The 14219-nt window shown below is 59.7% G+C and carries 8 protein-coding genes and 3 pseudogenes; 7 read left to right on the top strand and 4 right to left on the bottom strand.

Going from position 1 to position 14219, the window contains the following annotated elements:
• Positions 1 to 2: 2 nt before the first annotated feature.
• Positions 3 to 1365 (bottom strand): annotated as a pseudogene (locus tag XH98_RS27895) (transposase).
• Positions 1366 to 1437: 72 nt separating this feature from the next.
• Here XH98_RS27895 and XH98_RS27890 point away from each other — a divergent pair.
• The 6 genes and pseudogenes from XH98_RS27890 to XH98_RS40950 all read left to right on the top strand — a co-directional run.
• A pseudogene (locus XH98_RS27890) lies at positions 1438 to 1896 on the top strand (transposase); the annotation flags it as partial.
• A gap of 458 nt (positions 1897 to 2354) precedes the next feature.
• On the top strand, positions 2355 to 3764 hold the full coding sequence (gene ltrA, locus XH98_RS27885; protein WP_333932747.1) for a group II intron reverse transcriptase/maturase: 1410 nt from the start codon (positions 2355 to 2357) through the stop codon (positions 3762 to 3764).
• A gap of 1015 nt (positions 3765 to 4779) precedes the next feature.
• A complete protein-coding gene (locus tag XH98_RS27880; RefSeq protein ID WP_271620538.1) occupies positions 4780 to 6324 on the top strand; it encodes an FAD-dependent oxidoreductase in 1545 nt (514 codons plus the stop codon).
• Entirely contained in the window at positions 6314 to 7114 is an 801-nt protein-coding gene (locus XH98_RS27875; protein WP_271620537.1) for a hypothetical protein, read from the top strand. The genes XH98_RS27880 and XH98_RS27875 overlap by 11 nt, the downstream gene beginning before the upstream one ends.
• 283 nt (positions 7115 to 7397) lie before the next feature.
• The gene (locus XH98_RS27870; protein ID WP_271620536.1) at positions 7398 to 7787 is read left to right on the top strand and encodes a helix-turn-helix domain-containing protein; all 390 of its coding nucleotides are present in this window, start codon (positions 7398 to 7400) and stop codon (positions 7785 to 7787) included.
• A gap of 103 nt (positions 7788 to 7890) precedes the next feature.
• Positions 7891 to 8331 (top strand): hypothetical protein, encoded by a 441-nt coding sequence (locus tag XH98_RS40950; protein WP_333932746.1) that lies wholly within the window; start codon positions 7891 to 7893, stop codon positions 8329 to 8331.
• Positions 8332 to 8704: 373 nt separating this feature from the next.
• Here XH98_RS40950 and XH98_RS27860 read toward each other — a convergent pair whose 3' ends face one another.
• The gene (locus XH98_RS27860) at positions 8705 to 10288 is read right to left on the bottom strand and encodes an ISL3 family transposase (RefSeq protein ID WP_271620535.1); all 1584 of its coding nucleotides are present in this window, start codon (positions 10286 to 10288) and stop codon (positions 8705 to 8707) included.
• A gap of 954 nt (positions 10289 to 11242) precedes the next feature.
• Positions 11243 to 11967 (bottom strand): annotated as a pseudogene (locus tag XH98_RS27855) (ISL3 family transposase); the annotation flags it as partial.
• Between the two features lie 141 nt (positions 11968 to 12108).
• Here XH98_RS27855 and XH98_RS27850 point away from each other — a divergent pair.
• Positions 12109 to 13140: an IS110 family transposase gene (locus XH98_RS27850; RefSeq protein ID WP_271620534.1), complete on the top strand. Its 1032-nt coding sequence runs from the start codon at positions 12109 to 12111 to the stop codon at positions 13138 to 13140.
• Positions 13141 to 13295: 155 nt separating this feature from the next.
• Here the strand turns inward: XH98_RS27850 and XH98_RS27845 are convergent, their stop codons facing one another.
• Complete coding sequence (locus XH98_RS27845) at positions 13296 to 13883, bottom strand: hypothetical protein (protein ID WP_271620533.1); 588 nt, start codon at positions 13881 to 13883, stop codon at positions 13296 to 13298.
• Positions 13884 to 14219: the final 336 nt, after the last annotated feature.

Below are 14219 nucleotides of genomic sequence, written 5' to 3'. Positions count from 1 at the left end.
CGCTACGGCCGATCTGAAGCCGCAAACGCATTTTGAAGGACAATCCGAGGCAGAATAAGCACAATGAGAGCGGTTGCCAGCCGCTTGAGGTTGATGGCGGCGGCCGTCAGGTAGGCCTGGATCTTCATATTCGGTAGACCGCGCCGTACGGCGCGCGCCAGCCCATGCCAAGTTTTGGCTTCGCCGTGGAAGCCCTCTGAGCGCCAGCGATGGCGTTGATAGAGATGTCGATCCTGCTTACTCCATCGCTCGCGACGGCGGCGGGCGCGCAGCAGTGCCGGATAATGGTCACCGACAACGACCGCTTTGTTAACCCGCCCTTTGGATAGGCAATCGCCCTTGAGTGGACATCGGGCGCAATCCTTCGCCTTCGAGTAAAAGAAACGGCCGTGCTTGATGGGCCGCGCGGGACGCAAGATACGCCCTCGCGGGCACTTCAAGATGTCGTTCTTGGCATCGTACCGGAAGCGTCTGAGCGGTACGCGACTCTTGATTGGTTCAGCTTTAGCTGGAATGAGGGCATCAATGCCGCGCCGCTCGAGCGCGCCGTAGACTTTAGCGTAGGCATAGCCCGCATCGGCCGTGACCACCTTGATGTCGATGCCTGTAATCGCTTCAACCTCATCGACTTGCGGCTCGATCATCTCTCCTTCGTTCGTTTGTCCAGTCGTGACCGCGACATCCAGAATGACACCGACCTTGTCATCGACGGCTGTGTGCTGCTTGTAAGCGGGTTCCAGCCGCCGGTTTCTGGCATTCGTAGCCATTGTCGCATCGGGATCAGTCGTGCAGACCTTTTTGTACTTCCCGCTTTTGCCGGCCCTTTCTCTCATCCTCGCTTTCATCTTCGCTTTGATTTTCGCTCAGCACATCCACCACATGCTGCTCGGTGAGGCTGTCCCAACTCACATTGGCGCGGATTAGCGACGCATCGATGTGAACCACTTCGGCTGTTGCGATCTTGGCGTTCAGACAGGCCTCGACCGTGCGTTTAAAGATCCTACGGAATCGCTCTTCGCCCCAGCGCTGGCGGATGCGCGTCAGGCTGGAATGGTGCGGTAGCTGCTCATGCAGGCCATAACCAGCAAACCAGCGAATGGCGATGTTAACCTGAGCCTCCCGGACCAGCTTGCGATCGTGTACGATGCCGGTCAGCAGACCCGCGAGCATCAGGCGGACCGCGGCCTCCGGATCGATGCCTGGCCGACCGTCGTTCATGCAATAGCAGTCGGAGACCTCTTCCCTGAGCCAGGACAGGTCAAGTACACGATCGACCCGCGCCAGCACGTGCTCATCTGGGACGAGCTGTCTGAGCGTGCCAGTGATGAAGAGCTCCAACTGATCCCGCTCCTTGCGCCCCAGCATCTCGTTTGCTCCGCCGATCGCGAATCGCCGACCAAAACGGAATCAGCCAATTGCAGCTTTTTCAACGACCCCCGGGTGCACTTCATGCGCAACGCGCTGGCGCATGCTGGCAGGAGCGGGCGGCGCGTCGTCTCCGCCTTCATCGCCACCGCATTTGCCCAGGACGATGCGGAGGCAGCCCAGGCGCAATGGCGCAAGGTCGCCGACCAGCTCCGCCCGAAGCTGCCCAAGCTCGCGGGCTTCCTGGACGAGGCCGAGACCGACGTGCTCGCCTACATGACGTTCCCGCCGCAGCACCGGACCAAGCTACACTCGACCAATCCGATCGAACGCCTCAATGGTGAGATCAAGCGGCGCACCGAGGTCATCGGCATCTTCCCCAACGAAGACGCCATCGTCCGCCTCATCGGCGCGATCCTGCTCGAACAGAACGATGAATGGGCCGTCCAGCGTGCCCGCTACATGACGCTGGAAACCATCGCGCCCTTGAGCGATGATCCCACCGTCAGCCTTCCGGCTATTGCCAGCTGACCTGCCCGGCCCTGGCCGGTGAACGCGGTGACCCGCCGCCTGCTACACCACGCAATGGGAGTACGTCATGCCAAGCTGATGATTGCTTGTGGGTGCAAGTCCCATCCGGCCAAAGCCGCAGCAGGCAAGCCGGGACCGAGTCTTGCGGGCGTCGCGGCAACGCGAGGTCTGAAGTGTAGACAGGAGCCATGCGGGGTGCGGGAATGAGCCTCGAAAGGTGGATGTTCGCGGAGGCCGAGTGTGTTCCCTAGTCACGAAGGCAGCATGAGCATTGTCGTTATGCGAGACGATGCCGCTCCGTCGGGGTCGATGGCCGCATCACGCATGGAAGGCAATCATCGGAACATGAGAGGCCCGACCGGGTCCATTGGATTGGTCTCCAGTGGGGGACAGCGGCAAGGCACTGCCAGAGCCGCGGTCCGAGCTGAGGTCGGGATTCGGACTGGTCCATAGTACCTGTGAAGTCGTCGAAGGAAACGAGACGTATGGAGGGAAGGGGCCAGCCCGAGGGGAGCCCGCGCGAGAAGGCCAGGGTCCGGACACAGAGACGGGTTGCCTTGCCGCCGAACCTCGATCGGGTGAACGCGGCGGCCAAGCAGGCTGCCCAAACCCGGTTCACAGCCTTGTTGCACCACATCGACGAGGACGCTCTGCTTCGGGCGTTTCGACGACAAAAGCGACAGGCCAGCGCGGGGATCGATGGGGTAACGGTGGCGAAGTACGAAGAGGGGCTCACGGATAACATCCGCGACCTCTGCGGACGGGTCCACACTGGTCGCTACCGGCCACAGCCGGTGCGGCGAGTCTACATCCCAAAAGCCGATGGCGGTAAGCGACCTCTCGGTGTGCCGGCGCTAGAGGACAAGATTGTCCAAAGCGCCGTGGCCGAGATGTTGAGCGCCGTCTATGAGGCCGACTTCCTCGGCTTCTCCTACGGCTTCCGGCCGGGGCGGAATCCTCATATGGCGCTTGATGCCCTGCATACGGCGATCATGAGCCAGCGTGTGAACTGGGTGCTCGATGCCGACATACGCAGCTTCTTCGACTCGGTCGACCACGAGTGGCTGTTGCGGATGGTGGCGTACAGGATCGCCGATCCTCGCATCTTGCGGCTCATCGGGCTGTGGCTGAGGGCCGGCGTTCTGGAGAGCGGCGAGAAGCAAGAAACGGACAGGGGCACGCCGCAAGGGGCGGGCATCAGCCCGCTCCTCGCCAACATCTTCCTGCACTACGTCCTCGATCTCTGGGTCCACCAATGGCGCCGTCGCCATGCACAGGGTCGCGTTGTGACCGTGCGCTATGCCGACGACTTCGTCATGGGCTTCGAGAGCAAGGCGGATGCGCAGGAGATGCTCTTGGCCCTCAAGGTGCGGCTGGCCAGCTTTGGCCTGATGCTTCATGAGGGCAAGACGCGGCTGATCGAGTTCGGCCGGTTCGCGGCCCTCTCGCGTCAGCGGCGCGGCGAGCGGCGACCCGAGACCCTCGCCTTCCTCGGCTTCACCCACTACTGCGGGCGGACCCGGGACGGCCGGTTCATCGTGAAGCACAAGACGGAAGGGAAACGCCTGACGCGCAAGCTGACGGCGTTGCGCCAGGACGCCTGGCGGCTCATGCACGAGTCACTGGCCACGCAGCACAAGTGGTTCGCCGCTGTTCTGCGTGGACACTACGGCTACTACGGCAGGCCGCACAATTATCCAGCGCTCAACGGCTTCTACCGCGAAGTGCGTCGGACGTGGATGCGCTGTCTGAGACGGCGCAGCCAGAAAAGTCGGCGCATGGGCTGGTCGGAGTTCGAGACTCTGACGGCTCGCTTCCATCTGCCCGTTCCACGCATCACTCGCACTTGGGCGCAGGCGCGGATATGACGCGGGTTACTCGGGAAGAGCCGGGTGCGGGAAATCCGCCTGCCCGGATCTGTGAGGGCGAAAGCCAAATGGCTGAGCTACTCGACCACGATCACATTGAAGAGGTCCAACGCGCGAATTGCAGTTGGTCTTCTTTCAGTCCAAGGAAGCGATCATTGGGTCTTCCTCGCAATTTTCAACTCGCATCGTTTCCATTACCGCACGTCCTTGGTCGGCGGTCAGCCCCTTAGTGCCGTTGGTATAGTTGGTGTAAGAGGCGTTCTCGCCACGAGCACGATGGAGATTAGAATCACCTTCCTCTCCGCCAGAACCCTCGAAAACTCCGAAAATCAGCTGCCCTTTTGATCTGAAAGGGTTTTTCCGTCTCTTCCGGACAACCATCGATATACAACGTCCGTCTGATAGGACGGCGGGCACCCGCGCGATCCTGCAGTACGGCGATGATCAGCGAGATCTCGCCGAAAATCCGGCCGCCGGCGTCAAGGTCCGGGTCCGCAAGTCGCCCCAGCAGCCCGACAAGGGGTTCGACGGCAACGAGGCCGAGACCATCCTATCGGCCACAAAGCTCTAAATAGTTCTCCGACAAGATCAGCGTCGAGATGGCGGCCGCGCGCCGCTGGGTCCCATGGTTTTGCGCGCATTCGAGGCCCGCTTCAACGAGGTCACTCGACTACATCAAGTCGCGCGGCGCGCGCCCGCTCGGCCATTGGAAATAAGGCGAGATGCGAGGAGACATTTACTCCACGCACCCTATCCGTCGTGTGTATTGCTTCGGCCTTGTTTTAGCTCTCGAAACTAACAAACCGCTTTACGCAACTGGCAGTTGTTGCTATCTTGTCACGGGCCAATCGAACGGGGGTGGGCGCGTGTCTTCGGGGACGGAGACGGCCTTCGCTATTCCTGCGGACGCGGCATGCACCTGTGCCGTGATAGTCATTGTCTAGCTATTGCAAAACTTCATTTCATCGATCGTCGCTTGCCTGGGCGGCGGTACGACTGCCACCATCGAAGAAGCATGCCGATCGACCCAGAACGCAGCGCGCACGTTTACGAGGCGTGCAGACTTACCGACCATCTCTTCGTCTTTAATCCGTATCTGCCGCAGCAAAACTTCTATTCGCAGCAGTTACGGGCGCTTGCGCTGGCGGCGGAGATTACCGATCGACATCTTGCCCCCGGTCATCGCAGCGTGTGCATCGTCGGGGCAGGCGTGGCCGGCAGAACCATCGCAGCCGCCTTCCGCAGCCTGGGAGCCGGCGTCACCATCGTTGACAAGGAGATAGTCGACTTCAGCCACTACCGGAACGCGACGCATCGCGAGCTCCATCCTAACATTATCTTCTGGCCATTCCAGGAACCAACACCTGCCACCGAATTGCCGTTCATGAACTGGGCACAGGCGCCGGTCACCGAAGTCGTCGAGGCCATGAAGAAGGAATGGGAAGAGGGATTCGCCAAGCACGTCGCATTCATTCACGCGGAAGTGGACCATATCGATCGTACAGCGACTCCGATCGAGATCACGCTCGCGGACGCCAAGAGGACGGTATTGAAGGCCGATATCTGCGTCCTCGCCACGGGCTTCGCAGCCGAAAGGCAGTTCGGGAATCTGCAGACTCCTCCCTACTGGTCGCCCTCGTCGATCATCGAGAGCGGTGGGGAGATCATGGTTAGCGGATCGGGCGACGGCGGCCTCATCGACGCGCTTTCCCCGATACTCGGCAAGGACGTGACGAAGGCGGCGCACATTCTGGCGGCCCGGCTATCGAAAAAGCCGATGAAGGCGGATGTCAAGGCGATCGAAGACGAGCGGCGGGCGCGCGTCGTCCCCGGGACAAAGGACAGCCACGATCTATGCCCGTTCTACTCGGCAGTACATCTCGAAGACGAAGATGCGGAGGAGATCAGGCCTTTCATAAAGCGCAGTCCGGCGCCTGCCGTCACGCTATTGCACGAGAGCAATAGTGCCTATTCTTTTTCGGCCGCGCCCATCAACAAGCTTCTCCTTTCCCATTTCAGCAATGGTCCGTCCGCTTGCGTGACCCACGTGAAGGGCAGCCTCCGGACCGTCGATAACCGCGCGACCATGGTGCCGGACGCCGGCGGTTCCGAATGCATAGAGCCGCCGACGACGCGGTTCGCGAAAGTGATGGTGCGGCACGGTGCCCCGCCGGCTGCGGTACGTATCCTCGATGACGCCGATCTGGCCCGTCTTGGGGAGCTGTCCTTCGAGCATCTCGATGCGGCCATACTGCCCGGGTACGACTCCGCGAAATACGGGTGGACGCGTAAAGGAGTAGGGAAGGCGGCCATCAGCATGAAAGTGCTCGTGGATTCGCTCGAGCGTTCGCTCGATTCGATTTCCCGGGCTTACGATCTGGATTTCTCGAACGTTCGCCTCACGCGGATGAACATTGAGGGCGAGCCCATCAAAGTAAATTTACCTCCAGCTGATACTAAACGAGCCGAAAGCTTCGATCTATTTCCGTTGATGGTTGGGCCTGTTCTGGTGGAGCTGGGCGAGCCCGACACTACGAGAGGCATCGATTATGAAGACTGAGCTGAGGGGTCTGCGCGAACCATCGAGCGTGAGCTCGAATGCCTTGCGGATAGGCACGCTGGTGAAGGTTCGGATCGACGGCAAGAGGGACGCCAAGATGATGCTGTCCGCTTTGGTCCGAAAAGGACCGGCGGTATTCGCACTCATGACGCCGCATTCCCGGCTCGGCAAGGTTCATTCCGGCCTTTGCGAGTTGGTCCGTGGGTCGGGGCGTTCTAACGTACGGATGGGGCACTTCGTACCGGTCGTTGAAGTGCTGGGTGCCAAGTCTCCCGACATCGGTTTCCAGGCGGTCCAGCTCGAGGCATCTCCGCTTTTTAACGATCCCGTCCAGTCGTCGGAGAAGATGGTTACGGTCCGTGACTTCCGCAACAATCTGTGGGATCGGCCGAATTTCCGGGTTAGACGCGTCAATGCGGAAGAAGTTCTTCCGACCGCCTCGGGTTCTCGTCGTAATCAGTTGACCAGAGCCAAAAACAACAAGCTCGGCCGCTTGACCGGGGAGCTCTTCAAGGTGCGGATCAAAGATGGGAAGGAAGAGGATCTCCTCCTCCCGTATTGCGGCCTCGCCACCTCTCGTGGCCGTCCATTTGCGAACAAGCAAAGTGTCGGCGCCCCGGTCATATCGAAATCCGGAGCATTGTCGGGGTTCATCGTTGGGCGAAACACCCGCGAAAATCTGATCCTCCCTGTGGAGGAGTTGACGAAGGAGCAGTCGCTCTCGTTCGTTACGTTCGGAGAGGATTGGCCTAAGGTCCGCATCGCGGCCGAAAAGAACCGGACCAAGTAAAAAGGGCAGCAGGCACCGCGAAAGCATCCCGCGATCAATGATCAGTCTTCGTGGTTTTTCGACGGCAAATTCTCGAGGAAAACCTGATTTCGCCCGCTGAGGTGTTAACTTACAAAAGTAAGCTAATCAGGAAAAGTAGAGAGGCTCGTAGGCGTGCTGGGACGGACTGACCTCCCCCTTTCCAACCGTACCAGCACCTCACGCCGTGCCTATCGGTGGCGCGAGATGATGCCAGTTTCTATGCCTAGTTCGAGGCCTTTGGGCAAGGGGAGGTAGCGTGCAGATGCCGAACCTGCTGCTGCGCGCGCAGGCAAAGCTCAAGCTGTCGCCGCTGCAGTTCAATATCACGGCGCAGCTTCTCATGCACTGGTGGGACGCGGACGATTATCCGTTCTTGGCAAAAGAGACCATCGCCACCCGCATCGGCAAAAGCCCCCGGCAGGTCCAGCGGGTTCTGACGCAGCTTGAAAAGAAGGGATACCTGAAGCGCGTTGCGCGATACCTCGGCAAGAAGCTACAGACCAGTAACGCCTTCTCACTCGACGGGCTGGTGAAAAAGCTCAAGTCCATCGAGCCGGAGTTCACCAAGGCCGCCGAGCAGGCACGCCTCAAGCGCAAGAAGCTGGAGGCGGCATCGGCCTCTCAAAGGATAGAGCGCCTGCTTTCGATCTAGGGGTCTTCGCAACACCAACCTAGAGGCAGGGGGATATGGGTTCAAGTCCCGTAGCCGCGCCCATTGCTTGCAATATTGAGTTCGTGACGATGTAAGGGGCCGCTTGGCCATGATTACGCTATTTGACAATGCCATTCAGTCCATTCAGCTCGGGATCGAGGACTATGAGCACAACGACGCGAAGCGGGCGCTTTCGGCCGTGCGCAACTTCTACGCCGGCACGCTGCTGCTCGCGAAGGAAATCCTGGTACGGGCGGCACCGAAGGCAGATGTCAAAGACGTTCTCGGCACCAAGTTCGTGCCGGTCCCTGACGGCAAAGGCGGCGTGACCTTCGCGGCGAAATATCGCGCACTTCTCATCCAGATTGTCGCGCTATACCCGAGCCTTAAGAGCCGTACCGCGTTGACCGCTGTCTATGCCGCAGGCTTGCGCGTATCGGGAGTGGTCCTCTTGAAGGTTGTCGACATTGGCAGCCAACGGATGTTGATCCGGGCGAGCACGGCAAGGGCGGCACAGACCGTTACGTATCGCCGCAGCTTTTGAGGAATCTGCGGAAAATCATGGCTATTTCCCGGTCGCGACGACGAGCGTCCGCTCGTCCCAAATGTGCTGCACGCCGCCTGTCGCTCAGCCTGTGCTGCGGCCGGCTTGAGCAAGTCGGTGACAGTGCATACGTTCGGCCATTCGCGCCCCATCTGCTGGAGAACGGGGCCGACGTACGCATCATCCAGGTGTGGATCTTCCGCATATTTGGTGCAGCTCTCCTCTTGGAGTGTCGTCCTAGGTGTTTAGTCCCGGCATTTTCTGGAGCGGATTGAGTTTGAATCGTTCTGGCTGGGAAGTCCAGGATTTGCAGTCGTGCGATAAGGATGCACCATCAAAATCTGGGACAAAACACCTAGGCGACTGTGCATTGTCAGTCCGTTGCCAGCACTCTATTTCTGAGCAGTGCAAATCCCGAACGACCGTACATCTGGCGCTTGATTGTCTTGAGGCGGTTGATATGTCCTTCCACGGGGCTGGTACTCCAGGGTTGCTTGATCGCTGCCCGAACAGCCGAAATGTCCCTGGCAATACCTCCTGCCAGGGCAGCCAGTTCGCTGTTTGAAGCATCCTCAATCCATTGCTGGAGACTCGCATCATCTTGTCCCCGTATAACTGCCACGAATCGTCGGGCAAGCCTGGCGGCGTCCGAAAGCTCCGGCGCAACCTCCTGAAGATGGTGAAGGAACCGCTTCGTTTGCTCATCGAGCAATGTAAGCTCTCCCATTAGGAGCCGTGCACAATCACGGCGGGAGGGCGCTCGCCACTGCAGATTTGACGTGGCATGTAGCTTTCGCACAGCAGTCCATCGGTAGATGGTCGCTTTGCTGCCTTCAAAACCCTTGAGCCTGATTTCGGCCCATAGTTGCGACGCGCGGCGTTCACCTTCGTCCCAGCGCTTTTCTAGATAATCTTTAAAAGGACCAACGAGGACTGAGTGGGCGCGCGGCCTCCGGTGCTCCGGCTCACCACCCGCGGCAAGCCAGCGCTCGACCGTCCTCACGCTCATTCCGATCTTCGGCGCGATCTCGCGCGGCGACAAGCTGTTGGCGCGCAAGTCGAGGATTTTGGCATAATGTGAACGGCGATCACTCCGCCGCTTGCGACGCAGCTGATCAAGTTTTGTGGGAGCCTCTTTGGGCCGCGATTCGGGCTTAGTTTTATCTCCATGGACCACCTCGGCAGTCATGGCCTTTACAGCGACACCGAGGGCGTTGCGATGACGGCTAATTGCCGAATGCAGCGCGTCGCTCAGGTTTTGAAGAAGATGAAAACGGTCAGCGACTTGCATTGCGTCGGGAGCGCCACGACGGGCACCCTCGGAATAAACGCCGGCACGATCGCGGGCAATCACTTCGATGCCTGGCCGGTGTTTTAGCCAACGTGCGACCGTATTGGCGTTTCGGTCCGGCAAGAGATCGATGACGCGGTTGCGTTCAAGGTCGCAGATGATGGTTCCGTAGCGTTGGCGCTTGCGCCAGGCCCAGTCATCAATGCCGATCACGCGCAGCGGCTCTGGCGGCTTGAACTCGACCGCGCGGATCATCCGTAGCAGTGTGTCGCCGCTGGCAGGCATACCAAGTTTGCGAGAAAGGTTTGCACCCGGCTTCCCGCCGATCGCGAATCCGATCGCCAATTGCCTGTCGCAGAGACGCAAGGTTCGCCTCGCTTTCGGTCGCGCCATTTGCGGCAACCGCTCTGTAAAAATCTGTCGTGCGCATTGCCAGTTAGCGCATCGAAAACGCCGTGCGTGAAGACGGATCTCAACAAACCGATCCTGCCACGGCAGATCAGCTAAGCGGCGCACGTAATGGCTGTGCACGCGGCCGGTCTGACAGCCACAACAGGGACAGCTTGAGACAGCTGACTTCGGCCGAGCCAGGAGGATCACTTTATCGGCCTCGGAAAGGATCTGGACAATCGAAAGCTCGGGGGGGACAAGCGAGTGGTAAGGCATGGATAGAGGCGAATCACGTTGTCGAATGGAATTCGGCCTTGCCCATTGGGGCCTTTCCGTGAACGGAAAACATGCACTTTAGTAGTCGGAAGAGCCGCACAAAGGATCACTCTACCCGACGGTTCTGAGCAGGGCGGAGCTCGCGCTGAACAGGGCCGCCTGGCTTTGAAAAGCACATCGTTCCGCAACCCCGACCAGCTCCGACGGAGCAATCGCTACCGGCGTGTCCCTGGAGAGAAAGAACGGCAGCTTGACCACAAGCTGCAATCAAAAGCGCCGATTGACAACATTCATCTTCACCTGTCTTCAGACGCATGGCGATAGCCGCCTTGGTCCGGCCGCCCCCATGGCTGTGCGCACGTGCATTTTGATGACGGAGGAGTCGTTTAGCATTCTTCGTGTAAACCGTCAGATCGTCAAATTAGTTGCCACTCGCCGCCGGTACACCTTCCCGGGCTGGAAGCTCGTGAGGAGCTCTCCGCGCAGCCAGCTCTCCACCTTGATCGGAGGAGCCGGGGACTCCACAGCACCATGTTGCTCTCCAAAACTGTTGCCACTCGTTGCGCGACTTTGCGCGCTATCAATTGTAGCGATCTCTTATTGGGGGCGCTAGCTTACGAGAAGCTGACGCGCCTTGGCCCGATGCTTGGTTCGACGTTGAGAACGCCGTCGAGTCTTAACCGGCAAGGATGCTAGCGGCGGCGACAGCGGAGCGGTGAATGTCCTGTGTGCTCCCCGAGCTGCGGTGTTCAGAGCTTTAAAGAACTGACGGCTAATTACCCTCGGGGCCGGCTTGGTCTAGGCCGACGGAAGATTGAATGCCATCTACGTCACCCAGGATTCAGACCCCACCCGCACGCCCTCAGGCGCAACATCTCCGCCACGTCATCCGGCGTCTTCATCACCTGCCCCCGTGGATCAATCCACGACGAGCTTTCCGCGATTCGTTCCTCTTCGGCTGGCGTTCTCCATCAGATGCCAACGATCCGCGACCTGTACCGCGTGCGGCAAGGCTTTGGCTGCCGCTTCGCCATACCCTCCGCCACGATCGCGGGCGACGATCGCTATCGTGGGATGCGCAGCGAGCCAGGCTTGGGCGGTCGCACGCTCCCGATCCGGCAGCAGGCTGACGACCCGGCGCCGTTTCAGGTTACAGATGTTGCTGGCGTATCGGTGATTGCGCCGCCAAGCCGAATCATCAATGCCGACAATCCTGAGCGGGGCGGCCGGCGGACGACTACGGCGTCGGACCACGTGCAGCAGCGTTTTTTACTCACTGGCAGCATCAGCCGTTTTGCGAAGCCTGCCGCCGGTCGACCGCCAAGCGCCAGACCGAGGTGATGGACGATAGAGTCCAACCTTGCCGTGCGTCGCGCCGATGGCGCCAGTACCCCTTCGGCGAAGCGCTCGGTGAAGATTTGGCGCCCGCATAGGACGGCATCGCAGCGGAAGCGGCGTGCGATTACCAGGAGCTGGACGATCCGCCCCGAGCGCGGCAGATCGGTCACGCGGCGCCGATACCGGCTATGGATACGCCGCGAAACTGTCCCGCATGATGGACACAAGCCGACACTTCCGGACGCCCGGACCGTGATGACGGCCTTGTCACCCTCGTAGCACGCACTCTCTACAACAAACCCACGCGGCACCAGACTGGAGCGGTGGAGTGCTTGCTGCATGGCGCTGATTCTCCTCCAATCAATGCGCCAGAGATCCCTCGAACTGCATCAAAAGTGATGGTGTGGAACGGCCCTTCGAACCGGCATCAAAAGTGCCTAACGTGGTCGCGTAGAGAGTCGCCACAAAGGAAGGACCGTTCCATGGAGAAAATTATCACGGTGGGTTTGGATTTGGCCAAGTCAATCTTTCAAGTTCACGGCATCGCCGAAAGCGGGAAAGTCTTGGTTCGTCGCACATTGCGGCGATCGCAGGTTCTGCCCTTCTTTCGGAGCCTTCCAACTTGCTTGGTAGGTATGGAGGCCTGTGCGAGTGCCCATCACTGGGCACGCGAGATCGCGGCGCTGGGCCACGCTGTCCGCATGATGCCGCCAGCCTACGTGAAGCCTTACGTCAAACGAAACAAGACCGACGTGGCGGATGCTGAAGCCATTTGTGAGGCGGTCACCCGCCCGACAATGCGATTCGTACCGGTGAAGACTGCCGAACAACAAGCAGCCAGCATGATTTTGCGAACGCGAGAGATGCTGATGAGGCAGCGCAGCCAGACTGCAAATGCCCTGCGTGCTCATATGGCCGAATTGGGCATTATCGCCGGCACAGGCATGGCAAGCATCGCAAAACTCCTGGTGCTTCTCCGGGACGAAAAAGACAATAGGATCCCCGGCGCCGCCCGCTTTGCCCTGATCCAGTTCGCTGAACAGATTGAGCTTCTTACAACCCGCATAGAGAAGCTCGACAGAGAGATTTTGGTTGCCGTCAGAAAGGACCCCGATGCCAGGCGCCTGATGAGCATTCCGGGCGTCGGTCCTCTCATCGCCGCTACCGTTCGGACATCGGTCTCGGATGCTCGCGGTTTTGCGACTGCACGAGATTTTGCGGCTTGGACGGGGTTAACACCGAGGGCACGGTCGAGCGGCGGGAAAGAAAAGCTCGGGGCGATATCAAAGCGTGGAAATCGGCAACTACGGACGCTCTTGATCGTTGGTGCGACCTCGATCATCAAGCTGGCTAAACGAGGCTTGAAAGTCCCGCTCTGGATTCGGACCATGCTGCAAAGACGGCCGGTCAAGGTCGTCTCGGTGGCGCTCGCCAATAAGATCGCGCGCACCATCTGGGCCTTGCTGGTCAGAGGCGGCATCTATCAGGCGCCGGCTGCAATGCTGAAAACCTAATCTTAAGAGCTCTCCGGCGGAAGAAGAAAGCTGCCGAGGAGGCAAGGTGCAATCTGGATGAACCCCGAATGACCACATTCCCGGTAGCGATCAGACCGCCTGACTCACTGCGCTTCGAGCGCGAGAAATTGATTGGGCGATTGCTTCCGCGGATATCATCGTGGCCAGCGGCCAGGCGCCGCGTTTACAGGCCGAACATATGACCGCACCGTCATCCCTTGTTCAACCAGAGAAATCTCTTGCAGCCCGGGCCGTTCCACATATGAGTCAGAGCCTGGATTTGTCCGACGAAGCAGTGCGCCTACGACAATCGGCGGTGCGTTACCGACGGAAGCGAATGACATGCCCATGCCAAGATTGGGAAAATCGACCTTGTCGTCCACATCGAGCAGCCAGGCACGAAGCTTGGTGTAGTGCTTTGCCTCGTCGTCGGGCAGCAGCGCGAGCCCCATCTTAACGAGGGCTTTGTAAGCCAGGCGCGGTCGAAAGGGTACCCCCGCGACCGGCATAGTCATGCGGAACAGACCTTGCGCAGTTACGGAAACGTGCTGAGCAGGATCTGCATTGTTGGCGAACACATTTACTCCTTGTCCATCGGCCCCGCCACGCCGCGATATTACGGAATCGCCTGCCGAGCGCCCCGTTTGCCGGACCTTGTTGGACTTTCCTTTCACGCCACCCAGCGTCAGGAATGGGCTGACCGCGTTCGCGATAGCGTCGTCGTACTTCGAGAATATAGGCATGAACGAAATGCCAAGTTTGGCGTCAGCACCGCAGGTCTGACGCTCGGGGCGGAACTTGCAGGACAGGAAGAGGTGGTACGTTCGGCGCAAGCCGGTCAGTGAAATGCTCCGCTCGGTTTACCGGCAGAAAATGCCGCTCTCGTGTTTGGATCTCACTGTCCGCGAAGCCCATCTTGGCCGGTGCTCGCAAGACCCGAAAATAGGCCGGACATATGAGCGCAGGCGATCCGAGCATACTGCCAAAGCCAATCCTTGCAAGTCGGGGGCCAATGGTATGGACCCCGCCCTTGCCGCGGTGGAATCTCGAGCGTCAAGTGCAGTGAAGGAGGATATCAT

Source organism: Bradyrhizobium sp. CCBAU 51745 (assembly GCF_028128715.1).
Taxonomy (GTDB): domain Bacteria; phylum Pseudomonadota; class Alphaproteobacteria; order Rhizobiales; family Xanthobacteraceae; genus Bradyrhizobium; species Bradyrhizobium manausense.
Note: the sequence above shows the minus strand (reverse complement) of the source record. Positions and strands in the feature narration are given on the sequence as shown.